Origin of the sequence: Paenalcaligenes suwonensis (genome assembly GCF_011290505.1) — a bacterium.
GTDB classification, from domain to species: domain Bacteria; phylum Pseudomonadota; class Gammaproteobacteria; order Burkholderiales; family Burkholderiaceae_B; genus Paenalcaligenes; species Paenalcaligenes suwonensis.
In genome coordinates this window covers 49,552-75,039 of sequence record NZ_JAANPV010000005.1, presented here as the reverse complement: position 1 = coordinate 75,039, position 25,488 = coordinate 49,552, and the positions used below count along the sequence as shown (strand labels likewise).

The 25,488-nt window shown below is 50.3% G+C and carries 21 protein-coding genes; 7 read left to right on the top strand and 14 right to left on the bottom strand.

Translation table 11 applies throughout. The annotated features are described in order from the left end of the window. Positions 1-182 precede the first annotated feature (182 nt). Positions 183-2,405 (top strand): RNA polymerase sigma factor RpoD, encoded by a 2,223-nt coding sequence (rpoD, locus tag GY634_RS09005; RefSeq protein WP_423227296.1) that lies wholly within the window; start codon positions 183-185, stop codon positions 2,403-2,405. A 613-nt stretch (positions 2,406-3,018) separates the two neighbouring features. On the opposite strand, the gene guaD is transcribed toward rpoD, so the two are convergent. Genes guaD through xdhA form a run of 4 tightly spaced genes read right to left on the bottom strand, consistent with a single transcriptional unit; the run spans position 3,019 to position 9,177 of the window. After that, the gene (gene guaD / locus GY634_RS09000) at positions 3,019-4,353 is read right to left on the bottom strand and encodes a guanine deaminase (RefSeq protein ID WP_166408213.1); all 1,335 of its coding nucleotides are present in this window, start codon (positions 4,351-4,353) and stop codon (positions 3,019-3,021) included. A gap of 17 nt (positions 4,354-4,370) precedes the next feature. Further along, complete coding sequence (xdhC, locus tag GY634_RS08995; RefSeq protein WP_166408212.1) at positions 4,371-5,339, bottom strand: xanthine dehydrogenase accessory protein XdhC; 969 nt, start codon at positions 5,337-5,339, stop codon at positions 4,371-4,373. A gap of 2 nt (positions 5,340-5,341) precedes the next feature. Continuing rightward, on the bottom strand, positions 5,342-7,675 hold the full coding sequence (xdhB, locus tag GY634_RS08990) for a xanthine dehydrogenase molybdopterin binding subunit (protein WP_166408211.1): 2,334 nt from the start codon (positions 7,673-7,675) through the stop codon (positions 5,342-5,344). Next, positions 7,672-9,177 carry a xanthine dehydrogenase small subunit gene (xdhA, locus tag GY634_RS08985; protein WP_166408210.1) on the bottom strand — a complete coding sequence of 502 codons (1,506 nt, stop codon included), beginning with the start codon at positions 9,175-9,177 and terminating at the stop codon, positions 7,672-7,674. Before xdhA ends, xdhB begins: the two co-directional genes overlap by 4 nt. 160 nt (positions 9,178-9,337) lie before the next feature. On the opposite strand from xdhA, the gene GY634_RS08980 reads away from it, so the two are divergent. The 5 genes from GY634_RS08980 to nagB all read left to right on the top strand — a co-directional run bounded on the left by GY634_RS08980 (position 9,338) and on the right by nagB (position 14,751). After that, on the top strand, positions 9,338-10,285 hold the full coding sequence (locus GY634_RS08980; RefSeq protein ID WP_207625564.1) for a LysR family transcriptional regulator: 948 nt from the start codon (positions 9,338-9,340) through the stop codon (positions 10,283-10,285). A 214-nt stretch (positions 10,286-10,499) separates the two neighbouring features. Further along, a complete protein-coding gene (locus GY634_RS08975; protein WP_166408209.1) occupies positions 10,500-11,180 on the top strand; it encodes a c-type cytochrome in 681 nt (226 codons plus the stop codon). 3 nt (positions 11,181-11,183) lie between these two features. Further along, on the top strand, positions 11,184-12,218 hold the full coding sequence (locus GY634_RS08970) for a c-type cytochrome (protein ID WP_166408208.1): 1,035 nt from the start codon (positions 11,184-11,186) through the stop codon (positions 12,216-12,218). A gap of 162 nt (positions 12,219-12,380) precedes the next feature. Continuing rightward, positions 12,381-13,886 (top strand): metal-dependent hydrolase family protein, encoded by a 1,506-nt coding sequence (locus GY634_RS08965; protein ID WP_207625562.1) that lies wholly within the window; start codon positions 12,381-12,383, stop codon positions 13,884-13,886. Positions 13,887-14,001: 115 nt separating this feature from the next. Continuing rightward, entirely contained in the window at positions 14,002-14,751 is a 750-nt protein-coding gene (gene nagB, locus GY634_RS08960; protein WP_166408207.1) for a glucosamine-6-phosphate deaminase, read from the top strand. A gap of 108 nt (positions 14,752-14,859) precedes the next feature. Here the strand turns inward: nagB and GY634_RS08955 are convergent, their stop codons facing one another. From GY634_RS08955 to pta, 8 genes are all read right to left on the bottom strand, one after another. Continuing rightward, positions 14,860-15,318, bottom strand: coding sequence for an Ivy family c-type lysozyme inhibitor (locus tag GY634_RS08955; protein WP_166408206.1), 459 nt, complete (start codon positions 15,316-15,318; stop codon positions 14,860-14,862). A gap of 115 nt (positions 15,319-15,433) precedes the next feature. Continuing rightward, positions 15,434-15,832 (bottom strand): YchJ family protein, encoded by a 399-nt coding sequence (locus GY634_RS08950; RefSeq protein WP_166408205.1) that lies wholly within the window; start codon positions 15,830-15,832, stop codon positions 15,434-15,436. 2 nt (positions 15,833-15,834) lie between these two features. Beyond that, complete coding sequence (locus GY634_RS08945) at positions 15,835-16,335, bottom strand: hypothetical protein (protein WP_166408204.1); 501 nt, start codon at positions 16,333-16,335, stop codon at positions 15,835-15,837. 121 nt (positions 16,336-16,456) lie between these two features. Further along, positions 16,457-16,873: a GlcG/HbpS family heme-binding protein gene (locus GY634_RS08940; protein ID WP_166408203.1), complete on the bottom strand. Its 417-nt coding sequence runs from the start codon at positions 16,871-16,873 to the stop codon at positions 16,457-16,459. Next, positions 16,870-18,795: a TRAP transporter large permease gene (locus GY634_RS08935; protein ID WP_207625560.1), complete on the bottom strand. Its 1,926-nt coding sequence runs from the start codon at positions 18,793-18,795 to the stop codon at positions 16,870-16,872. The genes GY634_RS08940 and GY634_RS08935 overlap by 4 nt, the downstream gene beginning before the upstream one ends. 61 nt (positions 18,796-18,856) lie before the next feature. Next, positions 18,857-19,870, bottom strand: coding sequence for a TRAP transporter substrate-binding protein (locus GY634_RS08930; RefSeq protein ID WP_166408202.1), 1,014 nt, complete (start codon positions 19,868-19,870; stop codon positions 18,857-18,859). Positions 19,871-19,998: 128 nt separating this feature from the next. Then, the gene (locus GY634_RS08925; protein WP_166408201.1) at positions 19,999-20,757 is read right to left on the bottom strand and encodes a sulfite exporter TauE/SafE family protein; all 759 of its coding nucleotides are present in this window, start codon (positions 20,755-20,757) and stop codon (positions 19,999-20,001) included. Next, a complete protein-coding gene (pta, locus tag GY634_RS08920) occupies positions 20,754-21,755 on the bottom strand; it encodes a phosphate acetyltransferase (RefSeq protein ID WP_166408200.1) in 1,002 nt (333 codons plus the stop codon). The genes GY634_RS08925 and pta overlap by 4 nt, the downstream gene beginning before the upstream one ends. A gap of 138 nt (positions 21,756-21,893) precedes the next feature. On the opposite strand from pta, the gene GY634_RS08915 reads away from it, so the two are divergent. Further along, complete coding sequence (locus GY634_RS08915; protein WP_166408199.1) at positions 21,894-22,703, top strand: IclR family transcriptional regulator; 810 nt, start codon at positions 21,894-21,896, stop codon at positions 22,701-22,703. Here the strand turns inward: GY634_RS08915 and GY634_RS08910 are convergent. Next, positions 22,672-24,405, bottom strand: coding sequence for a cobaltochelatase CobT-related protein (locus GY634_RS08910; RefSeq protein WP_166408198.1), 1,734 nt, complete (start codon positions 24,403-24,405; stop codon positions 22,672-22,674). The two genes, GY634_RS08915 and GY634_RS08910, sit on opposite strands and share 32 nt — an antisense overlap. 14 nt (positions 24,406-24,419) lie before the next feature. Continuing rightward, entirely contained in the window at positions 24,420-25,385 is a 966-nt protein-coding gene (locus tag GY634_RS08905) for an AAA family ATPase (protein WP_166408197.1), read from the bottom strand. Between the last annotated feature and the right edge of the window lie 103 nt (positions 25,386-25,488).

The window sequence follows — 25,488 nt, the reverse complement described above, 5'->3', positions numbered from 1 at the left end:
GTGGCACGACATGCAGCTGTATTCTGATTAATCTAGCCCTTAGCCAAATAGCAGGGACACTTATACAGTACTGATCAGAAAACTCATGTCACCTTGTCCATCCAGTGGTTTGGCGATTACCCGATTGCGTTTTGTCCTGTGGCATTATGCTGCTTAGCATTGCCACATCTATGGGATCCACTATGACACAAACGACTGGTAAGAAATCGGTGACTACAGAAGATGAAAAACGTGTTGTGATGGCAGCTGCGGCGGCCTCTGACGACACCTCTGTAGACGTTGAGCCGGCAGCTAAAAAAGCCGCTAAAAAAGTGGCGAAAAAGGCTGCCGCTACAAGTGAAGATGGCACCGCAGTGAAAAAAACTGCGAAGAAAGCTGCTAAAAAAGCTGCCAAAGCTGCAGCTAAAGTCGCTGCTGTCCCAGGTCGTCGTGGGCGTCCTGCTAAAAACACGAATTTTGACGATGAAGATGATGACCTGCACGACAGTGACGAGGTTATCCCTGATCTGAAACCTGTCAGCAAAAAAGGCGCTAAACGTGGTCGCGGTGAACGCGATGTGTTTGGTGGCCGTGGTCAGTTGACGCCAGAAGAGCAAGAAGCTCGTCGTAACCGCCTGAAAGCCCTGATCAAGCTGGGTAAAGACCGTGGTTACCTGACCTATGGCGAAATCAACGATCACCTGCCTGACGATTTAGTTGATGCTGAAGCAATTGAAGGTATCATCGGCACGTTTGGCGACATGGGTATTTCGGTTTACGACCAAGCCCCTGATGCTGACACCTTGCTGATGAGCGATACCGTTCCCTCTGCATCCAGCGACGACGATGTGGACGATGAGGCTGAAGCCGCATTGACCACGGTTGATTCCGACTTTGGCCGCACCACAGACCCCGTACGTATGTACATGCGTGAAATGGGTTCAGTAGAGTTGCTGACACGTGAAGGCGAGATTGAAATTGCCAAACGTATCGAAGACGGTCTGAAACACATGATCATGGCGATTGCCGCTTGCCCAACTACAGTGAAAGAAGTGCTTTCTTATGTAGAGCAAGTACGTGGCGGCACCATGGAAATCGACGAAGTTGTTGATGGTCTGATTGACGACGACGGCGAAGAATACGCGGGCTCAGGTGTAACACGTGATGAAGACGACGAAGGTCCTGCAGGCGGCATGAGCAGCCAGCAATTGGAGCATCTGCGTACTAAATCACTGAAGAAATTCGATCTGATCGGCGATTGGTTCGAGAAAATGCGTACCGCCTTTGAGAAGGAAGGTTACCGCAGCGAAGGTTACCTGAAAGCTAAAGAAGCCATCCTTGAGGAATTCATGGGTGTGCGTTTTACTGCCAAAATGGTAGAGCGCTTGGCTGATACGATGCGTAACCAAGTCGCTGAAGTTCGTGCGCATGAGCGTGAAATTCTGAATATCTGTGTCAACCGCGCTGAAATGCCACGTTCGCACTTTATTAAGAGTTTCCCTGGCAACGAAACCAATCTGGAGTGGGTAACACAAGAGATTGCTGCTACGCCTGCTTATGCTGAAACCTTGGAACGTAATATTCCTGCGATTCAAGAAGTGCAGCAAAAGCTGATCGACTTGCAAACCAGTGTTGTGCTGTCGCTAAAAGACCTGAAAGAGGTTAACAAGCGCATGCTGACCGGTGAAGCCAAAGCTCGTAAAGCGAAGCGCGACATGACCGAAGCTAACTTGCGTTTGGTGATTTCCATTGCGAAAAAATACACCAACCGTGGTTTGCAATTCTTGGACTTGATCCAAGAAGGTAACATCGGTTTGATGAAAGCCGTAGACAAGTTTGAATACCGTCGCGGTTATAAATTCTCTACCTATGCTACATGGTGGATTCGTCAGGCGATTACGCGTTCTATTGCTGACCAGGCACGTACGATTCGTATTCCTGTGCACATGATCGAAACCATCAACAAGATGAACCGTATCAACCGTCAGATCTTGCAGGAAACAGGTGTAGAACCTGATCCAGCAACCTTGGCGCAGAAGATGGATTTGCCAGAAGATCGCGTACGCAAGATTCTGAAAATCGCCAAAGAGCCTATTTCCATGGAAACGCCTATTGGTGATGATGACGATTCCCACTTGGGCGATTTCATCGAGGATAACAACACCGTATCGCCTTCTGATTCGGCGTTGCATGGCGACATGCGTGGCGTGGTGAAAGAAGTGTTGGATTCTCTGACACCTCGTGAAGCCAAGGTGCTGCGTATGCGTTTCGGTATTGAGATGAGCACTGACCAGACCTTGGAAGAGGTAGGTAAGCAGTTTGATGTAACGCGTGAGCGTATTCGTCAGATTGAGGCGAAGGCATTGCGTAAATTGCGTCATCCTAGCCGTGCTGACAAGCTGAAATCCTTCTTGGAAAGCCAATAAGCTGAATGATGGTGCGTGTTTTAGCGTGCTAACAGTAGGCTAACGACGAACCCCTGGTGTTTTGCCAGGGGTTTTGTCGTTTGTGGGTGGTTGTTTTGGGCAGTTGTATTCATCGCACATGCTGGGGAGCTGCAGAAGAATTTTTTGTGATTTGAGAAACAAAATCAAAAAAATTTTCTCTCCGCACCCCTGAGTATTTCGTTATTGATAGATTTACAGCCCTTTCTTGTAGGGGAGTACGCTAGCCTCGAAATACTCCGCTAAGGATAGATGTAGACCTCTATGCGTAGTGTTGGTTAGCGACGTACAAGAGGCTGTTTCGTATTAGGGGTAGTGCTCTGTGCAGAAGTATGCATACCTACAGAAATCATCTGCCTAGAAACCTCTGCAAGCGACGAGCAAAAGGCGGATGGAAGTATTTTTTTATTTGGTGTCTCAAATAAAAAAATACTTTCGCAGCCTTAGGCTATGGCAGCCGGTGGTTGATAAGCGGGTTTAGCCACCTTAGGCTAATGCAGCTCAGTGGTGAGTAAGTGGGCTTTAAGCTCATGGCATGCTAAGCCTTAGGCTACGGCAGCAGTTGGTTGATATGCGGGTTTCGCAGCCTTATAGGCTACTCTTCACGCTGATGCACACAAGCCCCCGCCGCATAGGTCGCGTGTATACAGCGATCATCCCCCAACAATGCAAGAGCAAATAGCAGCTCCTCTAAGCTGTTAGCCGCAGTGCTGCGTCTGGCTAAAAGCGGAGTGGAATTGGGGTCTAGCACAATGAAATCTGCTTCGGCTCCTGCTGCTAACGTACCTATTTTCCCAGCCAAGCCTAAGGCATCGGCAGCACCAGCGGTGCAGTGATAGAACAGTTGTAGTGCGGGCAGATAATACTGCTGCAATCGGGCGACTTTGTAGGCTTCGTCCATGGTGCGCAGTAGCGAGAACGACGTGCCAGCGCCTACATCCGTTGCCAAGGCGTAACGCATATGGCTTTTTTCAGCAGCGGCTACGTCAAAGAGTCCGCTGCCTAAAAATAGGTTCGAGGTTGGGCAATGGGCCGCTACGCTTTGGGTGTCACGCATACGGCCTCGGTCGGTGTCATCTAACCAGATACAGTGTCCGTATACCGCCTTGGGGCGCAGTAGGCAGTATTGGTCGTAAATGTCTAGGTAACTACGGCTGTTCGGAAACAGTTCGGCCGCCCATTTCACTTCGGCTTGGCTTTCGGCTACATGGCTTTGTATGTAGACGTCGGTATAGGCCTTAGCAAGCTCACCACAGCGCCCTAGTTGTTCCGGGGTAGAGGTAGGTGCAAAGCGTGGTGTCAATGCGTATAGCTGTCTGCCTGTGCCGTGCCAGCGCTGTATCAAGGCCTCACTATCTACGGCGCCGCTTTCTGCCGTGTCTTGCAAGTAGTCGGGGCAGTTTCTGTCCATCAGCACTTTGCCAGCAATCATGCGCAGGTTGCGTCGGTGGCTGGCTTCAAAGAAGGCATCCGTGGCTTCTTTGTGTGAGGTGCAGTACACCATGGCCGTGGTTGTGCCATTACGAAGTAACTCGTCTAAAAAGAATTCACTGATTTCTGCGGCGTGTATGGGGTCAGCAAAGCGTTTTTCAGTAGGAAAGGTATAGTTTTCTAGCCATGGCAATAGGTCGGGTGCTGGTGACGCAATCATTTCCGTTTGTGGGAAGTGAATGTGGCTATCAATAAAGCCAGGCATGATCAGCTTATTGTGGAACTGTGTCAGTGGGGTGTGTGGTTGCAACGACTCTTTTAGTGCGCTGTAGTCACCACAGGCCAGAATTTTTCCATTCTCTACGAGTAGCAGTCCATCTGCATGGTAGTTCAGGCAATGCTGATGATCCGGGATATTGGCATCAGGCTGCTGATGAAAGTACAGCAGGCTACCTCTAAAAGCATGCAGGTCGGAAGAAGGGGGAAGTGTGTTTGTCATGGTAGAAGAGGTGGCGATTACAAAAAGGATTCGTGTAGTTGTAGCAATTGTGCCGTGATGGCGACCGCAATGGCGGCAGGTTCTTTGCTGCGAATGTGGCCTATGCCTATGGGGCAGGTAAGCCGCTCAATGACATTGTCTTCTATACCGCGCTGGCGAAAGCGCTTTTCAAATTGCTGACGTTTGGTTTGTGATCCTATTAAACCGGCATAGCGGAAATCGTTGCGTTGCAAAATATGCTGACACAGCTTTTGATCCAAGTCGTGTCGGTGTGTCATCACTAGGAAATACGCATTAGCGGGCGCTAAGGCGACGGCTTCTTCGGGAAAGTCGGTGATGTGCACTTGCACGTTGCTAGGGATACTGTCGGGAAATTCCGCTTCGCGCTCATCTACCCAGGTGACTGAGCAATCACTTAAGCTACCCAGAAAATGCACGAGGGCTTTACCAATATGTCCCGCGCCAAACAAAATCACTGGAATGGCAGGAGGGGATAGTTCATCGGTAAACCATTGTGTGTGGCCGTCTAGGTCGTGATCCAAGCGGGTATGGCCTAAGCTGTGCGGTAGTTCCAGTAGGCTGACATCGTGTTGCGCCCCCATACCAACACGGCGCTGTGCGCTTTTTCCGGTATCTAACAATACAGCGAGTTCTTCTAACCACTCTAGGTCTTCACTGCCCAACAGTTCAAAAACCAAGGTGACCATGCCACCGCAACACTGTCCCAATTTAGGCCCCAGTGGGTAGTGTTCAACTTGCCTTGTTGATTTGCCTATAGGGGATTGTTGGATGAGGGCGCGGGCTTGGCGTATGGCTTGCCACTCTAGGTGGCCACCACCAATGGTTTGCCATAGTTGGTCATTGCTGACCAACATACGGGTACCAGCATTACGGGGGGCTGAACCTTTGGTTTGGGCCACCGTAATCAATACGGCGGCCTCGCCCTTATCTAATAGTCGCCGTGCTTGACGAATTAACGCGGGCATACTTAGCTCCCGAGTTGCGCACGCTCTACCGCAGCGAGTATGGCTTCGGGGGTAGCTGGTGCGTTCAGCGTGGGCTGACGCGTATAGTTGCTGGTACTGGCAACGGCGTCACGTAATGCGTTAAACACGCAGAAAGGCAGCAGCAAGGGTGGTTCACCTACGGCTTTGGATCGGTGAATGCTGGGTTGCGTATTCTGGTTGTCAAAGAGTTTGACGGAAAAGTGTTCAGGGCAATCTCGAATAGCCGGAATCTTATAGGTAGAAGGGGCATGTGTTCTAAGCCTGCCGTCTTTATCCCACCATAATTCTTCTAGCGTTAGCCAGCCCATACCTTGAATAAACGCACCTTCTACTTGGCCTATATCCAAGGCAGGGTTAAGTGAACGCCCTACATCATGCAGAGCATCCGCCGCCAGCAGCGACCATTCACCAGTTAAGGTGTCCAGCACGACTTCAGCTACCGCCGCACCATAGGAGAAATAGTAGAAGGGGTTACCCGTCATTTTTACGCCATCCCAGTGCAGGCCGGGGGTGGCGTAAAAGCCGTCTGACCATAACTGTATGCGTTGCAGGTAAGCCTGTTCTACTACCTCCGCAAAGGGAGTCACTAGGCTGCCGGCATATACCATGCCTTTAGCAAAGTGTATGTCTTCGGCTTGTAGCTGTTGGCGCGTTGCCCAGAACTCGGTTAGACGTGCACGGATTTGGGCAGCGGCGTCTTGCGCCGCCATACCGTTTAAGTCTGAGCCTGTAGAGGCAGCGGTAGCCGAGGTGTTGGCCACTTTACTGGTGTCTGTCGCGGTGCAGCGCACGTGATCCAAAGTTAAGCCCAACTCGTGCGCCACTACTTGCGCCACTTTGGTGTTTAACCCTTGACCCATTTCGGTGCCGCCGTGGTTCACCAGTACAGAACCATCACGGTACACGTGTACCAATGCACCGGCTTGGTTAAAGGCGGGGAAGTTAAAGGAAATCCCAAACTTCACGGGTGTGAGTGCCAAGCCTTTTTTTAGAATAGTATTGTTGCGGTTGAATTCTAGTACGGCTTGGCGGCGTTCGTGATAACGGCTGTCTACGCTGAGCTCTTCTACCAGCGTATCAATCACGTTATCTGTCACGACCTGCCCATAGGGCGTAAGGTTGCGGTCGTCGTGGCCATAGAAGTTGCGTTGTCTGACGAGCAACGGGTCTATGCCTAAGTGGCGACCAATGTTATCCAAGATCACTTCCATTACCAGTGCGCCTTGTGGGCCGCCAAAGCCTCGGAATGCGGTATTGGACTGTGTATTGGTACGTGCGCATAGCGCATGTATGGCAACGTGTTCTAGGTAGTAGGCATTGTCAAAGTGACACACCGCGCGCGTGGCTACAGGGCCAGACAAGTCGGCTGAATAGCCAGCATTTAATGCCATGTCTACGTGAGCACCCAGAATGCGGCCTTCTTGGTCAAAGCCTATGTCCCATTCGTAGTACACGCCGTGACGTTTACCCGTAATGGTCATGTCGTCTTCACGATCTAGGCGCAGCTTGATGGGGCGATGCAATTGCTGTGCCGCAATGGCTGCTAAGCATGCATACAAGGCCGATTGCGATTCTTTGCCTCCGAAACCACCGCCCATGCGTCGGCAGGTTACTTCTACTTTATGGGTGGGGACATTCAGTGATCGTGCGGCCAACATCTGCATTTCGGTAGGGTGCTGTGTAGAGCACCATATGCGTACGGCACCATCGTCTTGAGGGATGGCGTAAGAGATTTGGCCTTCTAGGTAAAACTGTTCCTGACCGCCACATTCAAATGTGCCTTGAATGCGGTGTGGTGCACTAGCAAGTTGTTCATGTGGGTTACCACGCACTAGATTAAAGGGGGGCAATACACTAGCACCAGCTGCCTTGGCTTCTTTAGCCGTCAGGAGAGCTGGTAAGGGTTCGTACTGGATGTTGCCAAGCCGTGCGGCACGCCGTGCCAACTCATGACTGCGAGCAATCACCGCAAAAATAGGTTGGCCTACGTAGTGCACCACATCATCGGCTAAGAGAGGGTCGTCATGCAGCACAGGGCCGCAGTTGTTCTCGCCCGGTATATCGGCCACCGTTAACACGGCTACTACACCTTCCGCGTCTTTTACCGCTTGCAAATCCATAGACAGGATATTCGCGTGAGCGTGCGACGATAGGCCTAGGGCTATGTGCAATGTACCCTGTGACTCGGGAATGTCATCGGTATAGATGGCTTTGCCGTTTAGGTGCAGTACTGCCGATTCGTGAAAAGGCGATACACCGACTTGGCGAGCCTCCAGAAACAGAGCAGGGTCTAGAGAGTCCGTGCGATGGTTCATGGCTGTACTCCCTGAGTAGTGGTGCGAGCGAACTCAAACACATTGAGCTCGTGGGTGGCCAAAGCGTGATTGGGGTGGGTATGCAGGTAAAAGCGACGTAGTAAGTTCGCCGCAGCGGTGCGACGGTAATCGGCACTGGCGCGCATATCACTTAGGGGTTGGAACTCATCACGCAAGGTGCTGACGGCTACAGCAATGGTCTTGTCCTCCCATTTTTTACCTAGCAGGAATTGTTCGGTGTGGCGTGCGCGAATAGGGGTGGCAGCCATACCGCCAAAGGCAATACGTACGTGGCTGACCTGCTGCTCTGCATCCAGTACTACCGAGAATGCGGCGCAGACGGCAGAAATATCTTGGTTATACCGTTTGGCCAGTTTGTAGGTATGAAACTGTAGGCCTGGTTGCTCGCGAGGTACGCGTAAGCCTTGTACAAACTCACCGGGTTGTAGTGCGTTTTTCTGATAGGCGAGGTAGAAATCCTCTAGCGGCATATCACGCTCTACGCTGCCTTTACGCAGCACGATACGGGCATTTAAGCAAATTAAGGCGGGCATGGAATCACCGATGGGCGAGCCATTGGCAATGTTGCCACCTAAGGTGCCTGAGTTGCGTATGGGGTGTGAGGCAAAGCGTTGATGTAATTCATGCAGGTCGGGGTAGTACTGACATAACGCTTCAAAGGCAGGGTTCAACAATACGCCTGCACCTATGTACAGGTAGTCACCATCATGGTGATCAATACGTTGTAGTTCCTGAACGCGGCCTATGTAGAGCAAATGCGGCAGGTGCCTGAATTGACGTGTTACCCATAAGCCTATGTCGGTGCTGCCTGCCAATATGCGGGCATCCGGGTGGGCTTCACGTAGTTCTGCCAGTTCATCTAACGTCAGTGGGGCATGAAACTGCTGATCCTCATGTTGGTAATGCAACGAGCTGTCTCGTTGTAAGTCCAAGAGGGTATGTTTTAGTGTGTTTTGGTTGAACTCTGGCTGCTCGTAGCTGAACATGCGTTCGCAGGCGTCAATAATAGGACGGTAGCCTGTGCAACGGCATAAGTTTCCAGATAGTGCGGCATCAATCTCGTCGCGGGTGGGAATGGTCTGGTTTGCCGTATGCTGCAAATACAGTGCCCACATAGACATTAAGAAGCCCGGCGTACAGAAACCGCATTGGGAGCCATGACACTCCAGCATGGCTTGCTGTACAGGGTGTAGACGTTGATCAGCGGCTTGTAGGTCTTCTACGCTAAAAATGGCTTTGCCATCTAAGGACGGCAGCAACTGGATGCACGAGTTAATAGCACGCATCTGTACGTTTTGGTCGGCATCTAATTCGGCCACCACCACGGTGCATGCGCCGCAGTCGCCTTCGGCGCAGCCTTCTTTAGTACCGGTGCAGTGCAGGTCTTCACGTAAATGCTGTAGCAACGTGCGCGTAGTGGGGGCGTTCTGCACCTCGTGAACGTGTCCGCGATAATAGAAGCGGATAGGGGGTGTCTCCATAGCCTTGCCTGTTATGTAGTAAATGTAATGAATGGCTGCATTCAGCATAACAGGCTGATGTCATTACAGTATTTCTAGGGGCTGATGATGACTATCAGAACTGCATCATGAGGGAATTACATAACTAGGCAGTTCAGTATGGGCTAGGGATAATGCTCAGATGATTAGACCAAAAGAGCCTTTAGATACTTATTTATTGCGGGTATTGCAGTTATTGCTTACCGAGCAAAGCGTATCGCGTACGGCCTTGCAGATGGGGCAATCCCAACCTGCAATCAGCAATGCGTTGCGACGACTTCGTGAAATCACGGGGGATCAGATTCTATTGCGTGGCAAATCAGGCATGGTACCTACAGCACGCGGGACAGAGCTGCTGCACTACGCCAATGAAGCCTTACAAGCCATAGAACGTATCGCTAACCCCCCGGAAGATTTTGATCCTCAACACTCAGAGCGGGAGTTTCATTTAGCGGCGCCGGATTATTTGGACACGCTATTTTTACCCACGATCATCGAAAAAATGCGCAGTGAGGCACCTCACGTCAAACTGTATGTGCACGCCATTAGCCATGAAAGTAACTACGCTGCGTTATTGGAGGAAGGGCAGCTAGATGTAGTCATTGGCAACTGGCTAGAACCGCCACCGCAACTATATCGCTCTCGTTTGTTTGATGACGAGGTGGTCTGTATGCTGGGTGCGCATCATCCGTTGGCGCAGAAAGGAATTTCTATGAAGCACTTTTTGGAATTACCGCATTTAGCGCCTACACCCTATGTCTCGCATCGTAGTAATTTCATTGATGGCTGCTTGGCCGAACAAGGCTTACGGCGTCGTGTGCAAATGGCGGTGCCTTATTTTGGCTTAGTGCCTTATGTATTAATGCGCACAGATATGGTGTTTACCACAGGGCGTCAGTTTGCACAGCATTACGCCAAGCATTTGCCCATTGTAGTGTTGGATGCACCTATTGCTTTTCCACCCATGCGGTTTTATCAGCTTTGGCACCGACGTACCCATAAAGCACCCGATGCTATTTGGTTGCGACGATGTATTAGTGAGGTGGCGACCACGTTGTTAGGAGGCCATAAACCGCTTCCCCACGCCTAAGGTAGTGCAGGAAAAAAATCAGCACACAGTACAGGGAAAGAGCAAGAAAACCCATAACTTAAGTAGGGGCAATACACGATTTTGTGTATTTATTTTGTTCGGCATCGCTGGGCATAATGAAATACAGGTGAAAGGTCTATCAGCTTTCACCAGTTTTTTAAGCACCTCAAAAACAGCAGCTTTATCAAAGCTGTGACAATGGGACATATTATTTATGAATAAAAAACCCTTTTCCTGTATGAGCGGGCTGATGGGGGCCGCTGCGTTAGTATTGACCGCAGTGATGTCGCCTGCTGCGTTAGCCCAAGATGATGCTGCCGCCATCGAGCGCGGTAAAAACGCCGCAATGGTCTGTATTGCCTGTCACCAAGCAAATGGTGGTGGGATGAGTATTCCTGGTGGTGAGTCATGGCCACGTTTGGCGGGTCAGGACCGCGACTATCTTGTTGCGCAGTTAAAAGCCTTTAAAGACGGCACGCGCGACAACATCAGTATGAAACCCTTCAGCATGATGCTGAATGACGATCAAATGATGGATGTGGCGATCTACTTTGAAAGCCTGCCATTCCCAGACACCACCAATGTCACGGTAAATGCTGACGAAGCGTTGTTGGAACATGGCCAGAAGCTGGTAGAGCATGGTGATTGGGATCGCTACATTGTTTCTTGTCAAAGCTGCCATGGCCCAGGTAGCCAAGGCGTAGGTCACTTCTTTCCGAATATTGCGGGTCAACACGAAGGTTATATCGCTGCGCAGTTGAAACACTGGCAAGACGGTTCCAGGAAAAATGACCCACAAGACTTGATGGGAAGCATCGCGCGCCGCATGAATGATCGTGACATTCAAGCTGTGTCAGCGTGGTTGGCCAAACAAGAAGCCACTAGCAAGGAGTAACTCATGAAAAAAAATATTTTGCTATGGATTGGTGCTTCCGTTGTGGCGACATCGGTGTTGGCTGCTGAAGAGCCTGCAAAAACCAGCGGCTTTGATCCGGCATTGCTAGAGCAATTGTCACAGATGGCACCTGGCTTTAAGGCCCCCGCAGACGGTGATTATGTGCACATTCCACCTACGATGGAAGATTTGGAAGCGTCAGATCTACACCCTGAGTTAAAAGCGGTGATTCGTCGTGGCCATGATCTATTTGTAGACACGCAGCAGTTGCGCGGTGTGAACGTGTTTAACAACATGAACTGTAGCAGTTGCCATATGGGGGAAGGGCGTTTGCCTAACGCTGGCCCCGTGTGGCCTGCAGTGGTGACGTTGCCTGATTACCGTGGCAAAAATGGTCACGTTAACAACTTGGAAGAACGTATCGTAGGTTGTTTTGCCTATTCTATGAATGGTATTCCACCTGAGTACGGTAGCGACAATATGCTGGCGCTAACGGCTTACCACCAGTGGTTAGCACGTGGTGTACCTATGTACCCAGCCGCTGATGAAAAACTGTATGGCCGTGGTTATGCGCGTTTGGCAGACCCTGAGCTAAAACCTGATGTAGAACGAGGTCGTGAACTGTACCAAGCCCAGTGTGCGATGTGTCACGCTGAAGACGGTGCAGGCACCATGAAGGGCGATAAGGTTATTTTCCCTGCGCTGTGGGGCGATGGCTCCTATAACTGGGGAGCTGGTATTGCTCGTCCGTTTACCTTGGCTGCGTTTGTGAAACAAAACATGCCATTGGGTAAGCCTAACTCGCTGACAGATCAGCAAGCATGGGATTTGGCCGAGTACATCGACACACGTGAGCGTCCTCAAGATCCGCGTTACACCGGCGATGTTCGTGAAACACGTGAAATGTACCTAGATACCTTCCACAAGAATACGCGCTACGGTACAGAGCTGAATGGCGAGTTGTTGGCGGATCATGCCAATACGGGTCATAAGCCTATTATGAAACCAGAGTTGCTGCGTTCTCGCTCTTTTGAGTAATGCATAGAAATAAGTAAGTAGTGCCTTTGCCCGCTATACCCGATGGTGTAGCGGGTTTTTTATATGTGACAAGTTGTACGAAAGAGCAGGCAGGGAACACAGCTTTGAGTATGATCTCAGCTGTAGAAGGCTACTTAACCATTTTCATGGGTGATTTTTGGCATGCAGAACGCATTACGACAAAGCTGGTCGCAGCAAGGGCTGTTTTCGCTAACAGGGGCTACACCCGGTAAAGTTCAGCGACGTAGAGGCTGTGAGTGCGGTGGCACCATTATGCAAATTTTGCATGCCAGAGTGATGGCAGACATGTCCAGACGCCAGTTTTTGGGTGGCGCGGTGGCCATGGCAGCTGCTTTTTCAGGCATGACGCGTAGCGCGGGAGCCGCAAGTAGCGCTACACCAAAGACGCCCCCTCGCCCAGTAGTGATTCATAATTGCCGATTGTTTGACGGTACAGGCTCCAAACCACAGTTGGGGATGAAGCTGGTGCTGCGTGGTGGCATGATTGAAGACATTATTCCCGAGTCAGAACCGGTGAATGATGCCGAGCTGATTGATGCGGGCGGCAAACTGTTGATGCCAGGTTTAATTGATGTGCATTGGCACACTATGTTGGCGGCGATCAATCAGGTGACTGCGATGACCTCTGATGTAGGGTATTTATATTTGGTCGCAGCCAAAGAAGCCCAAAACACATTGCTGCGTGGTTTTACGACGATTCGCGACCCCGGTGGCCCAGCCTTTGCGCTAAAACGAGCCATTGATGAGGGCATTATTGATGGGCCGCGTATTTATCCATCGGGCGCCATGATTTCGCAAACCTCTGGCCATGGCGACTTCCGTATGCGTAGCGACTTACCTCGTGCGGGGGCGGCTGATTTAGCCTTGGTGGAGCGTGTAGGCGTTGCCATGATTGCTGACGGTGCGGATGAGGTACTGCGTAGGGTGCGTGAACAACTGATGCTAGGGGCATCGCAGATTAAGATTTTGGCGGGTGGTGGCGTGGCATCGATGTACGACCCACTCGATAGCACGCAATACACCGAAGCCGAGCTAAAAGCGGCTGTGGCGGCAGCATCAGACTGGAATACCTACGTGATGGCGCACGTGTATACGCCTACGGGTATTCAGCGTTGCATACGAGCTGGGGTGAAAAGTATTGAGCATGGGCAGTTAGCCGATGAAGAAAGCGTCAAGATGATGCATGACACCGATACGTGGTGGAGCCTACAGCCGTTCTTGCAAGACGAAGATGCGAACTTCTACCCAGATGATGCACGCCGTCAGGCGCAGCACGAAGTGGCACAAGGGACCGTACATGCGTATGAGATGGCACAAAAATACAATATCCATACAGGATGGGGGACCGATGTTCTGTTTAATGCCAATAACACACGCACACAAGGTAAGCAGCTTGCTAAGTTAACGCGTTTCTATGACCCGTTAACGGTGTTGAAACAGGGCACAGGTATGAACGGGGAGTATGTGGCCTTAGCAGGAGCTCGTGATCCGTATCCACATACCTTAGGCAAGCTAGAGAAAGGCGCGTATGCGGATTTGATTATTGCCGATGGGGACCCCGAAAAAAATTTGGACTTCGTGGCGAACCCAGAGCAAAACTTTCACCTGATCATGAAAAATGGCGTAGTGTATAAAAATACGCTGTAAACGTTTAGCTTTGTTAAAAAGAGGGTGCAAAACACTGTGTTTTTAGCCAGAATGATGCTTTAGCCATTTGGTGACCGATTTTTTCGTTATTTTTACTTTTTTATTGTAGTGTTTCATGTTTCTTGTACTGCCTGATTCGCAAGCGGTTGCTGCGCATGTGAGTAATCACTTGATCCAACTGATACAAAAAAAACCTAATGCTGTGTTGGGGCTGGCGACAGGGGGGACCATGGAGCCTGTCTATCAACAGTTTGTGCAGCAGGTTAATGCACTGCAGCTAGACGTGAGTAAATTGCATAGCTTTAATTTAGACGAGTACGTGGGCTTATCGCCTGCGCACCCACAAAGCTATAACTACTACATGCATCAGCATTTGTTTAATCTCTTACCCTTTACCGAAGCGCAATTGCATTTGCCCAATGGTTTGGCTACCGATTGGCAGGCCGAGTGTTTGCACTATTCGTCGCGCATACAGGAAGAGGGTGGGTTAGATCTGCAACTATTAGGTATAGGCTCTAATGGCCACATAGGCTTTAATGAGCCGGGTACGAGTTTTGATAGCCGTACCCATGTGGTGGAGCTTTCAGAGCGCACGCGTATAGATAATGGTCGTTTCTTTGAGAATAGTGCCGAAGTGCCGCACCATGCACTGACAATGGGCATACAAGATATTGTGCAAGCACGCGAAATCCTGTTGGTGGTAACGGGGGCACATAAAGCGCAGACTATGCTGAATTACTTTGAGAGTTCGGCCAGTGAAGCTATGCCCGCCACGGTCTTAAAACAGCATACGAATGTGCGCATTATTATGGATACGGCCGCAGCAAGTTTATTGCCAGAAACGGTGTTACATCAGGCGGCGTAATTGCCGGCCAGTAGTAATCACGGCATAAAAAAATCCCCCTAAGGCATAGAGCGTTAGGGGGATTTTTTCGTGTCAGACTAGCATGCATAGGCAATGCGGCTGATCGTCTTATTCGCTAGGGGTGAACTCATCCCACATCACTTGAGTCAGGCTGTCGTTGGCTTCGCCTAACCATTTGATTTTGGTTTCAGTCAATGCACCTTGATCGTTCATTGTGTCTGTACGCAAAGCACCGGCTTCAAATTGTTCCGATTTAGGGTTGTACAGCACCAAGTAGCTTTGTGTGTTGCAGTCGTGCGGTTTGCAGCCTTGGAAGACCAGATAGTTTTGTTCGTTCTCGCCCGCTGTGACTAAACGAGCAGGAGTGGTCGTACCATAGTTTTTGATCCACTCAGCTTGACCGGCAACAGGCTCAAAGAAGTGCACAAAACGCTCGGCAACGGCGGTGTTTTTCTCGGCGATGTCGGGCAGGTACTCGTTTACATAAGGAACGGTGGAGTCTGCATGGCTAAGAGGGCTAAACAGCAGAGCCAGCGATAGTGCCGCAGCAGAGTATTTAATTGTCATGAGTGCTCTCCATTGAGAAAGATTATGTTCAGAAAGATCATAACGTAATTTTCTGACAATCTGATGGCTGACGCGTTTCAGAGTATGTCAATTTTATAAAGGTTTTCTGTTTTTGTTATTCAGGAAACTGACCATCTACATAAAACCATTGCGTCTGTTCTTTTATAAAACGACTGACTTCATGTAAACGGCCTGCTTTTCCATTTTCTTTATAGCGTGCGGTAAAACTGACTTCGGCATGCGTGTCATCATGCTGATGCGCATGATGTATTTGTAGCCCTATCCATTTGGTAAAACGGTCATCCAGTTCAAGCTCAGTTGGGCGCGTACTAGGGTGCCATGTGTCCACTAAATATTGGGGTAGGCGCAGCACAAATGCGCAGTACCTAGAGCGCATGAGCTGCTCGGCATCGGGGGCTTGGCAGTACTCGCTACCGTGATGCCAGCGGCTGCAACAGAGCTCATAGCGCTTGCCCGTACCACACGGGCAAGGCTGTTTTAGCGTAGGGCTCATGCTTAGATTTGTATGGGTTTGTCAGAGCCAGCTTGCAACAGCATGCGGATCACTACGATGAACAGCAAGGGGGCTAGGTTCAAGCCTAATTGGAAAATATCAAAAGTAGGGAACCATTTAAGCGCGCCCTCGTAGCCCAGAGTGAACTGTATGTGGAAGTTGTACATACCGGGGGTGAGGGTGATGATGGGTGTTAAGCCCAAGCCGATAATGCTGTGATACGACAGCATGGTGGACGAGAACACGGGTACGCTGGTCCATGATAACCAGTACAGTAATGTGCCGCCTTCAGGGTTACCACGCCAAAACTTTACGCCACCATAAATAGCAACCAAGTTTTGAATCAGCATCAGCGAAAACAAAATAACCGCGATGGCTGAAACCATAAAGATTTTGGCTTGGGAAAGCAGCACATATAAACCCACAATTCCACCAAAGAAATAAATAGCACTGAGCGCTTGGCGTATCAATTTGTGTGAGGTGGAGCTAGTGGAGTTAGTCATGGCAAGAAAGAAAAATAGAGAATAGGAAATTGTACGTGAATACATCCTATTATACAGACGCGTAATGCGGGTTATGTGTATCCCTAGCGTTAATCTGACTTGCCATGAATGGTCTGTGGTTTTACGAGAGGTGCGCGTGCAAGTGTTGTACCAGTTGAAGTGCTAGCTTTTCGTCATCGTCTAGTGAGCGGCCACTTACTCCTAGGGCCACAAAAGGTTGAGACGGCAGTGTCAGGATGACACCACCCGGTAAGGCACATAGAGCTGGGTCCATAAATTCGCTACAGTGCAGGTTTTCGTTGTGTAGGCGTTGCCTAAATTGTCGCGTACTGCCACCCATGCGGGCAGCCGTATAAGCTTTAGCAATAGCAATGTTAATGGTACGCACGGGGGCGCCATCCATGCGTTCAAAACATAGCAAATCCCCTTGTGCATCGACTAAGGCAAAACACACCGGTGCGAGCCCATCGTTACTCGCGTAGTGATACAACGCCTCTAGGCTGGCACGGCATACGTGGCGATGAGTAAGTGTGGTCATAGCAGCACCAACGAGATAGCAGGAATATAGGTCACCAGTAGCAATACCAAAATCATGATGAGCAGCAGTGGGAAGCTTGCCTTAGCGATTTTGTCGATGCCGATTTTGGCGATACCGCTAGCAACAAACAGGTTTACCCCCACAGGTGGTGTAATAAAGCCAATAGCTAAGCCCACCACCATGATCACCCCAAAGTGAATGGGGTCTACCCCCAGCTTCAGCACCAAGGGCAACAGTACTGGGGTAATGATGACAATAGCCGCCAGTGCTTCCATGAACACCCCAATGATCAACAGCAAAATGCAGATCAAAAACAAAATTAGGTATTTGTTGTCGGTGAAAGTGAGCACGCCACTGGCGACGGTTTCCGGAATTTGCTCCAGCGTCATGATGTTGCCAAAGATAGTTGCCATGGCCATCAGAATAATAATGATAGAGGAGGTTTGTGTGGCCTCAATGCTGGCATTCCATAGCTTCTTCCAGCTAAGTTCGCGGTACACAAACTTACCAATCAGCAAGCCGTATAGGGCAGCGACAGCAGCCGATTCAGTAGGGGTCATAATGCCCCCGTAAATACCACCCAAAATAATGACTGGTACCAGTAAGGCCCACTTGGCTTGCCATAGTGACAGCAATACGGAGGGTAAAGAGCGATCGCCGTCCTCACCTTTCCAGCCATTCTTTTTAGAGATAATGTAGGTGATGGCCATGAGCATCAATCCCATCACCAAGCCAGGCACAATGCCAGCAATAAACAGTTTGCCAATAGAGGCTTGAGCGGCCACGCCATACACCACAAAGGGGTTGCTAGGCGGGATGATGACGCCAATCGCACCGGCACACGCTACCACTGCAGCGGCAAAGTAAATGTTGTAGCCACGAGCAGCCATGGCGGGGATGGTAATAGTGCCGATGGCGGCCACCGTTGCTGGGCCTGAACCGCTAATGGCCGAAAAAAACATGCAGGTCATGATGCTGGCAAGCGCTAAGCCACCGGGCAGTGAGCCTACTAATTTATCGGCTACCATCAGCAAACGTTCAGACAGCCCGCCTGCGCCCATGAAAATACCGGCAGCAATAAAAAACGGTATAGCCATGATGGGGAAGGAGTCTATAGAGACAAAGGCGATTTGGGCGATGTAGTCCAGCGGCAGAGTACCGGCGCCAATAATGGTCACAATGCTGGCAAGCCCCAGTGAAAAGGCGACGGGTACGCCCAGCACAATAAACACGACAAAATAGCAAAACAGCAATAAGGTGGCGTCTACGTATTCCCAAACAAAGAGTGGCGATAACAGTACTACAGGAATGAGCAACCCAATGACAAAATCAGACCAGCGCAGTTGTTTCCACGATTCATATAAACACTGTAAGGTGCGCAGGCTCATTAGACCAAAACCTAAGGGCAGAATCAGGTAGGGCACCAAATAGTTGATTTGCAAGGCGGGGGTGGTTTGGGGAAACTCGCGTTGCATGGCAATGTGCTCTACCCCCATTTGCAAGAAGGCAGCAGTAAGCAGCAGGCTTAGGGCATAAATAGCCACCCATACAATCTGCTGTAGCCTAGGAGAGAGTGCATTATGCACGGCATCCATGCGGATACTGTTCTTAGACAGTATGGACAGTGATACGGCTAAGTAGGAAATCCATACAAAAATATAGCGAGCAAGCTCTTCACTCCACGTGGCCCAGCCTATTTTGCTGCGTAACCATGCCTTAACGGTGGTGGGGTCGCCAAAGAGTGTGATCCAGGGGTATTGCTCGGGATGGCTAGCCCATGTGGTCAGGGTAGACATGGAGTATCTAAAGAGGGTTTGGTAGTTGATGATTAGGATCATCAACAGCAAGCCAATGAACAGTAAGGGTTTTTCCAGTTGGTTCAGAATAGCCAAAGGGGATCGTTGCGATGTGGCATGGGCCATGTGGGTGCTCCTCAAACCTTTGATGGCGTAGCCAACCGCAGGGGCTGGCTACGCATGAATCTTATTGTTGTGTTTGTTCTACGAGTTCAATCAGTTCGGCAGGCAGTTTGGCTGCAAACTCATCAAATACAGGGCGTGTCAGGGTTTTGAAGGTTTGGATTTCTTCAGGAGTGGCGTCATGGATAGTGATGCCAGCGTCTTCGAAAGCTTGTCGTGCTTGCTTCTCGTTTTCGGGGTATAGCACTTCACGTTGATAGGTCACGGCCTCTAGCGCCGCATCTTTGATGACTTGCTGTGTTTCTGGAGCCAAGCTGTCCCACCATTTTTTGTTGGCCATGGCGACTTGCATGCCATAGTTGTGTGCCGAGGTAATGGCGTACTTCAGGGCCTCGTGGTGTTTTGCGCCGTACAGGTGAGGGAAGGTGTTGCCTTCAGCGTCAATGGTGCCTTGTTGCAGCGAGGTATAGACCTCTCCCCAGGCGATGGGGGCAGGGTTGGTGTTGAGGGCTTTGGCTACGGCAACTTCGACGGGGGAGTCCGTCGTGCGCATTTTTAAGCCTTCCAAGTCGGCTGCGCTGTTCAGTGGTGTGTCGCTGGATACAAAGTGACGGTAACCGTACTCGGCATACATGATGGGCTGTAAGCCAATGTCGTTAGCGGCTTTTTCCAGATACTGGTTCAGCGCACCACCAGGATTCATAGCAGCGTAGAGTTGTTGCTGCTTTTCTGGCGTGGTGATGTAAGGCAGGTCAAAGACTTGGAATTGATTGGAAAAGTTTGCCAAGTTGGGGGTAGAGCTCACACCCACTTGCAAGGTGCCTTTTTGGGCGCCTTCAATTAATACGCGGTCGCTACCCAAAATGGCACCGGGGAAGAGTTGTACTACCACTTTGCCATCTGACTTTTCTTTCACTAGCTCAGCAAATTTTTCGTAAGCACCGGTGATGTGGTTACCGGGTGGGGCGGTGTGCGCTAATTTAAAACGTACTGCAGGGCCTTCGTAAGCCGCTTGTGCAAAGGAGGCTGCACATAAACCTATACCCATTAACCAGAGTTTTGCGGTTGTCTTCCTCATGAAATCTCCTTTATGGTACTTTTTGTTTTGTTTAATGAGATTTGATGGTATGTTTTTTTTATTCAGACGGCAATGTAAAAAGGGGCAAATCCTATAAGGATTTACCCCTGATCGCAAAGAAAGGAGGGTTACAGCAGTGCGCTTAGGCTACGCACGATAAGACTGATACCAATCAGAATTAACGTACCAAAGGTGATACGACGTACTGTTTCAACGCTAAGTGGCGGGGGAAAGCGCTGCGTCAGCATCGTGACTACAGCCACGCAGGGCACGGCCAGTAAGGTGGTGGTGAGCGTACCGTCAGGAAAACCAGTGGTAATGAATTCGTACAAGCTACGAGAAAAAGCGGTACAGGCAAAGATCAGCAGCAACATATTGCGTGTGACGGCCAAGCTTAGTGGTTGTCTGTACAAGTGGAAAATAACCGGTGGCCCTGGAATACCGAAGAGCCCGCCGCATAGTCCCGAAATAAAGCCTACCGAGAAAAAAGACCGTAGGCTGGACACCTCTTTGTGCTGGCGTGGGCGCAGGGCAAAATTAATGCCGCTATAGCCAATCACGCACCCCAGCAGAAACTCCAAAATACTAGTGGCTTGAGCATTTAAAAAATTTAACAGCACCACGCCTAGTACGCTGGCAGGAATCACCCCCAACAAGGTGGTATTGGCCAGTCGCCAATCAATATGGTGCAGGTGCTTAGGTAACGCCACACCGCTATTTACTAAGCTCACCAAACTAACTACCGACGCAATAAACGGTACGCTGGTGAGCCCTACCGCACTGTTAATGCCGATCACGATCATGGCTAAACCAAAGCCAGTGATGGTTTGAAAGTAGGTACCAATAACAATAATGAGCAGTAAAAGCAGGGGGGAGATCAAGCTCATGACGTAGAGAGTGTTTGCAAAGAGGTGATGGCGATCACAGCGTAAATATCGTCGCTGCTACAGCCTCGGGAAAGGTCGTTAGCAGGTTTGCGTAAGCCTTGCAGTAGTGGGCCAATGGCAGTGAGTTGGCCTAAGCGTTCGGCGGCTTTATACGCTATGTTACCAGCTTCAAGGTTAGGGAAAATTAAGACGTTAGCCTGCCCCTTGACATGCGAATCAGGCAGTTTTCGTGCCGCAATAGCAGGGACAAGTGCAGCATCTAACTGTATGTCTTCATCAATGGCTAAATCAGGGCAGCGTTGCTTGACTAACTGGGCCGCTTTAATGACTTTATCGACGGCAGGGTGGTGCGCGCTACCGGCGGTAGAAAACGACAGCATGGCAATACGCGGCTCAGTTTGCAGCAGAGTACGGGCAGACTGAGCGGCTGCTTGGGCGATACTGGCTAATTGTTCGGCATTGGGGTCAATCACTAAACCGCAGTCACTAAAAATCATGCCCCCTTGGTAGGGGTGGTGGGGTTGGCACATCAGCATTAAGAAAAAGCTGGATACTAATTCTGCCTCAGGCGCTTTACCAATTAATTGCAAAGCGCAACGTACTACATCGGCAGTGCTGTATACCGCACCAGCTACAGACCCATCGGCAATACCACTGTGCACCAACATGTTGGCAAAACACAGCGGATCTTGTATTTGGGTAGCAGCATGTTCTGTCGTCATCCCTTTAGGGGCGCGTAAGCGTAAAAGCTGAGCCTCCATCGTGGGGCGCAGGGTAGAGTGAGCCGGGTCTTCAATGCGCAAGCCCGCAAGTGAGATGGCATTTTGTTGGGCGCACGCCTCAATGGCAGGTAGTGAGCCCACCAAAATAATATGGGCAATACCGTCGGTTTGAGCGCGCCGTGCAGCCGCTAAAACTCTAGGGTCATCGGCTTCGCATAATACGATGGTGGCAGGTTGACTACGTGCCGCCTCAATGATGTTGTCCAGTAAGCGCACTTTAGTCTCCTTCTTGTTTATCGAGATATATTGTTCTGTTTAATGAGATTTATAGCAGATTTTTGGCGTTATAAACAAGTGTCAAGGTTTTTTTGATATACAATGAGACGCAAAGAGTCTGAAAAGTGAGTTCTGTATATGGCTGAAAAACAAGCAGAAGTACGTGAGTCAAAAGTAAAAAACTCTGGCGATACACCCACTATGCGTTTGTTCGGCATATTGGAACTAATCGCCAGTCAAGATCGTATGTTTGCTTTGCAGGATGTGGTCGATGCAATTGAGCTACCTAAGCCAACTGTGCATCGTATGTTGCAGCAACTGGAAGGGGCTGGCATGTTGGCCCGCGATACCGATGGTAGGCATTATTGCGTAGGTGGACGCTTACGCCGTTTAGCCGAAGATTTGCTGCTTAATGACACTAAATACGGGGCTAGACGCGCCGTATTGCGTAATTTAGGTAATGAACTAGGCGAAAGCTGTAACTTAACAGCGCTGTCTGGTAGTGAAGTGCTGTATATGGATAGGGTAGAAACCGAAGCCCCTTTGCGTTTTTACTTGCGCCCAGGTTCCCGCGTCCCCGTGCATTGTTCGGCTAGCGGTAAAGTGCTACTGGCACAAATGAGCCCGGCGCAACGCCGTCGCTTATTAGCGGATACCCCTTTAGAAAGCTACACCAAAAATACCATCACCACCTTGGACGATCTGGAAAAAGAGTTGGCGCTGGTCAAGGAAAGTGGCTATGCCTTCGACAACGAAGAGTTTTTGCCGGGGTTGTTTTGCGTAGCCGTGTTGGTGCCTCGTGCCGATGGCGGACGTTCTAATATGGCCGTTGCCACGCAAGCGCCTGTGATGCGTATGACACCCGATAAGGCGCTGTCGTGTTTACCCGCCTTAAAACGGGCGGCGGCGGCATTGGCTAAGATCGAGAACCAAGGCCAAGGTGAGTAGGGCGTAGGCTGCGCACAAAATCATCCAGAAAGTGGTTGTCTAAGCCGTGCTCAAAATCTGCAATCAGTGAATGCGTATAGAGCCGGCTTAGATCTAACCCTATGCCTATGCCCCACACCTCTACACCTTGTTGAGCCGAGCGTGCTAACACCTGTAGCAGGTGATTCTCTAAGTAGTGTTCGTTGTTACCTAGGTTGGTAGCACTGTCCATGGGGCAGCCATCAGACAGCACGTAGAGAATCTTACGTTCGCTTTGTTGCGACAGTAAGCGCTGACAAGCCCACTGCACGGCTTCACCGTCAATACCTTCGCGGTAATAGTCCAGTTTCATCAGCGCGGTGATGTCGCGGTTAGCGCGTTTCCACGGTGTTTGTGCGGCTTTGAAAATGCGGTGGCTAACCTCGTTTAATCTTCCGGGGTTGGCTGGGCGTTGTCGCGCCATCCAGCGTTTAAAGGGCTTGCCGCCATTCCATGCATGGGTAGAAAAGCCCAGCACCTCAGTTTGAGCGCCTGCTTGTTCTAAGGCACGGCTAAGAATGTCCACCATCAAGGTGACGGTTTCGGCATGGTGCTTCATTGAGCCTGAGCAATCCACCAAGAAGCTGATGCTGCAAGGGGTGTGAGGTGCCAGTGTAGGTTGCCTAAATAGGCGGCGTTCATTGGGGTTGCTCACCAATTGGCTTAAGCGCGCACCGTCTATATACCCGTCTTCTTGATCGTTAACCCAACGTGGGTCGCTGTGTAGGGTTAAGGCGCGTCGTAAGCGCTGAACCAACAAATTAAGGTGCAGGTGTTGGTGGGCAATGCGTTGATTGATTTGTTCTCTATAGGCATTCAGTAATTCGGGGCGTATTAATTCGGCCAGATGCTCTTCTTTATCGTACTGGTTGTCATACACCTGATAGCGTTCAGGTGCAGTGGTAGGTAGCCGTTCCGTCGTACTGGCGGTTGGCGCAAATGACGCCGCGTCATCGCCATCAAAATCCAGCAATAACGAAAAGTTGTCCCATTCCGGTTCGTCTTCGGTGTCATTAGCAGCTTCGGGCTGGGCTTGCCGCATGGCTTCTACTTCGTGATGCACTAAGGCGGCGACTTGCAAGGCGTAAGTCGCGTAAGTCGCTTGGTCATCTCGGTGTTTGCGTAGTTGGTATAGCAGTGGCCCCAGTACGGGGGTTAAGCCAGCACGGGTGCTTTCTATAAAGTCTTCTGTTTCCTCATAGACAGGCAGAGCGTTTAGGCGGCTCCAACACATTTGTGCCAAGGTGTAGAGCCAAATACCCAATTCACTTTCGGTATGACGGGCATGGTAGTAGCCTGCCGACCAAAAATAGAAACGTTGCTGCAAGTTATAGCGCATCCCCGGCATGTAGGCAGGGGCTAAAGACTCGGTACGCAGTGCTTCCAGCCAGTCAAAGATTAATCGAGATACCGCATCCGACGGTATCAACTGTTGATGCAGGGCGGTCTGGGTATGCAGCAAACGCAGGGCAAGGCTGTCAGCAACACCACGCATACCTTGCAAGTCTTCGGTGTCATGCAAACGCAGATGCGGGGCTAAGGCCACCAAAGGGCGGTTTGCCTTAAAAAATAGCTGCTGCCGTATATGTACCTGAGCATCATCGGCCAAGGCGCGTGTCACCATGGCGCTCAGTTCACGTATGCGGCGCTGCTCGCGCAGGTCAGGGGAGGCGGGGGTACTCATGCGGTGCTCCCTAATTAGGCTGAAGCGTCGTTGGGCAGCAGTTCTTCGTTAAAGCAACGTTGGTACAGCTCTTTGACGAGGTTTTGCTCGCTTTCATCGCATTTATTAAAGAAAGACACCACAAAAGCACGACGTTTATCGTGAAAAAGGGTGCAGTTTTCAGCCCAGGTGATAACCGTACGTGGCGACATCAGCGTCGATAAATCACCCACAGCAAAGGCTTGGCGGGTAAGGTTAGCCAAGGCCACCATCGCCTGTATATCGTGTTTGCCTTGCTCGGTGTTTTTAACGGGGACGCGCCCCAACACAATGGCTTCTTCTTCTGCAGCGGGCAGGTAGTTCAAGGTACTGACGATGTTCCATCTATCAAGCTGAGCATGGTTCAAGCTGTGTGTACCACGGTATAAACCCGTTTGATCACCTAAGCCCAGCGTATTGGTGGTAGCAAAAATCCGGAAGTAGGGGTGTGGGTGTAACACACGATTTTGATCCAGCAAGGTAAAGCGCCCGTCTTGTTCCAGTATTTGCTGAATCACAAACATCACATCAGGCCTACCTGCATCGTACTCATCCAGTATTAATGCCATAGGGCGTTGCATGGCCCAAGGGATCACGCCCTCTTGAAAGCGGGTCACTTGCAGCCCGTCTTGAATGGTGATGGTGTCTTTGCCTACTAAGTCTAAGCGGCTGATATGGCCGTCTAAGTTAACCCGTATGCAGGGCCAATTTAGTCGTGCTGCCACTTGTTCTATGTGTGTGGATTTCCCTGTACCGTGCCTACCTTGTATGAGTACACGTCGGTTGTGCGCAAAGCCCGCCAACAACGACAGCGTGACTTCGGGATCAAAACGGTAGGCCTCATCCACAGCAGGTACGTATTCAGTGGCTTCACTAAAAGCCGGTACATGCAAGGGGCTTTCTATACCGAATTTTTCTTTTACTGATACGTTATGTTCAGGTATTTCTATTTTTTGAGACATTTCTACTCCTCTACTGCTGGACTAAGGGTTTTTATCTATTTATACACAATATATGGTACTAAATATATCGAATATTGAGATTATTATCCATTTTATGATTGAC

Coding starts and splice junctions, on each gene's coding strand:
- rpoD (WP_423227296.1), top strand. CDS start 183: ATGACACAAACGACTGGTAAGAAATCGGTGACTACAGAAGATGAAAAA.
- guaD (WP_166408213.1), bottom strand. CDS start 4,353: ATGACAAACACACTTCCCCCTTCTTCCGACCTGCATGCTTTTAGAGGT.
- xdhC (WP_166408212.1), bottom strand. CDS start 5,339: ATGCCCGCGTTAATTCGTCAAGCACGGCGACTATTAGATAAGGGCGAG.
- xdhB (WP_166408211.1), bottom strand. CDS start 7,675: ATGAACCATCGCACGGACTCTCTAGACCCTGCTCTGTTTCTGGAGGCT.
- xdhA (WP_166408210.1), bottom strand. CDS start 9,177: ATGGAGACACCCCCTATCCGCTTCTATTATCGCGGACACGTTCACGAG.
- GY634_RS08980 (WP_207625564.1), top strand. CDS start 9,338: ATGATTAGACCAAAAGAGCCTTTAGATACTTATTTATTGCGGGTATTG.
- GY634_RS08975 (WP_166408209.1), top strand. CDS start 10,500: ATGAATAAAAAACCCTTTTCCTGTATGAGCGGGCTGATGGGGGCCGCT.
- GY634_RS08970 (WP_166408208.1), top strand. CDS start 11,184: ATGAAAAAAAATATTTTGCTATGGATTGGTGCTTCCGTTGTGGCGACA.
- GY634_RS08965 (WP_207625562.1), top strand. CDS start 12,381: ATGCAGAACGCATTACGACAAAGCTGGTCGCAGCAAGGGCTGTTTTCG.
- nagB (WP_166408207.1), top strand. CDS start 14,002: ATGTTTCTTGTACTGCCTGATTCGCAAGCGGTTGCTGCGCATGTGAGT.
- GY634_RS08955 (WP_166408206.1), bottom strand. CDS start 15,318: ATGACAATTAAATACTCTGCTGCGGCACTATCGCTGGCTCTGCTGTTT.
- GY634_RS08950 (WP_166408205.1), bottom strand. CDS start 15,832: ATGAGCCCTACGCTAAAACAGCCTTGCCCGTGTGGTACGGGCAAGCGC.
- GY634_RS08945 (WP_166408204.1), bottom strand. CDS start 16,335: ATGACTAACTCCACTAGCTCCACCTCACACAAATTGATACGCCAAGCG.
- GY634_RS08940 (WP_166408203.1), bottom strand. CDS start 16,873: ATGACCACACTTACTCATCGCCACGTATGCCGTGCCAGCCTAGAGGCG.
- GY634_RS08935 (WP_207625560.1), bottom strand. CDS start 18,795: ATGGCCCATGCCACATCGCAACGATCCCCTTTGGCTATTCTGAACCAA.
- GY634_RS08930 (WP_166408202.1), bottom strand. CDS start 19,870: ATGAGGAAGACAACCGCAAAACTCTGGTTAATGGGTATAGGTTTATGT.
- GY634_RS08925 (WP_166408201.1), bottom strand. CDS start 20,757: ATGAGCTTGATCTCCCCCCTGCTTTTACTGCTCATTATTGTTATTGGT.
- GY634_RS08915 (WP_166408199.1), top strand. CDS start 21,894: ATGGCTGAAAAACAAGCAGAAGTACGTGAGTCAAAAGTAAAAAACTCT.
- GY634_RS08910 (WP_166408198.1), bottom strand. CDS start 24,405: ATGAGTACCCCCGCCTCCCCTGACCTGCGCGAGCAGCGCCGCATACGT.
- GY634_RS08905 (WP_166408197.1), bottom strand. CDS start 25,385: ATGTCTCAAAAAATAGAAATACCTGAACATAACGTATCAGTAAAAGAA.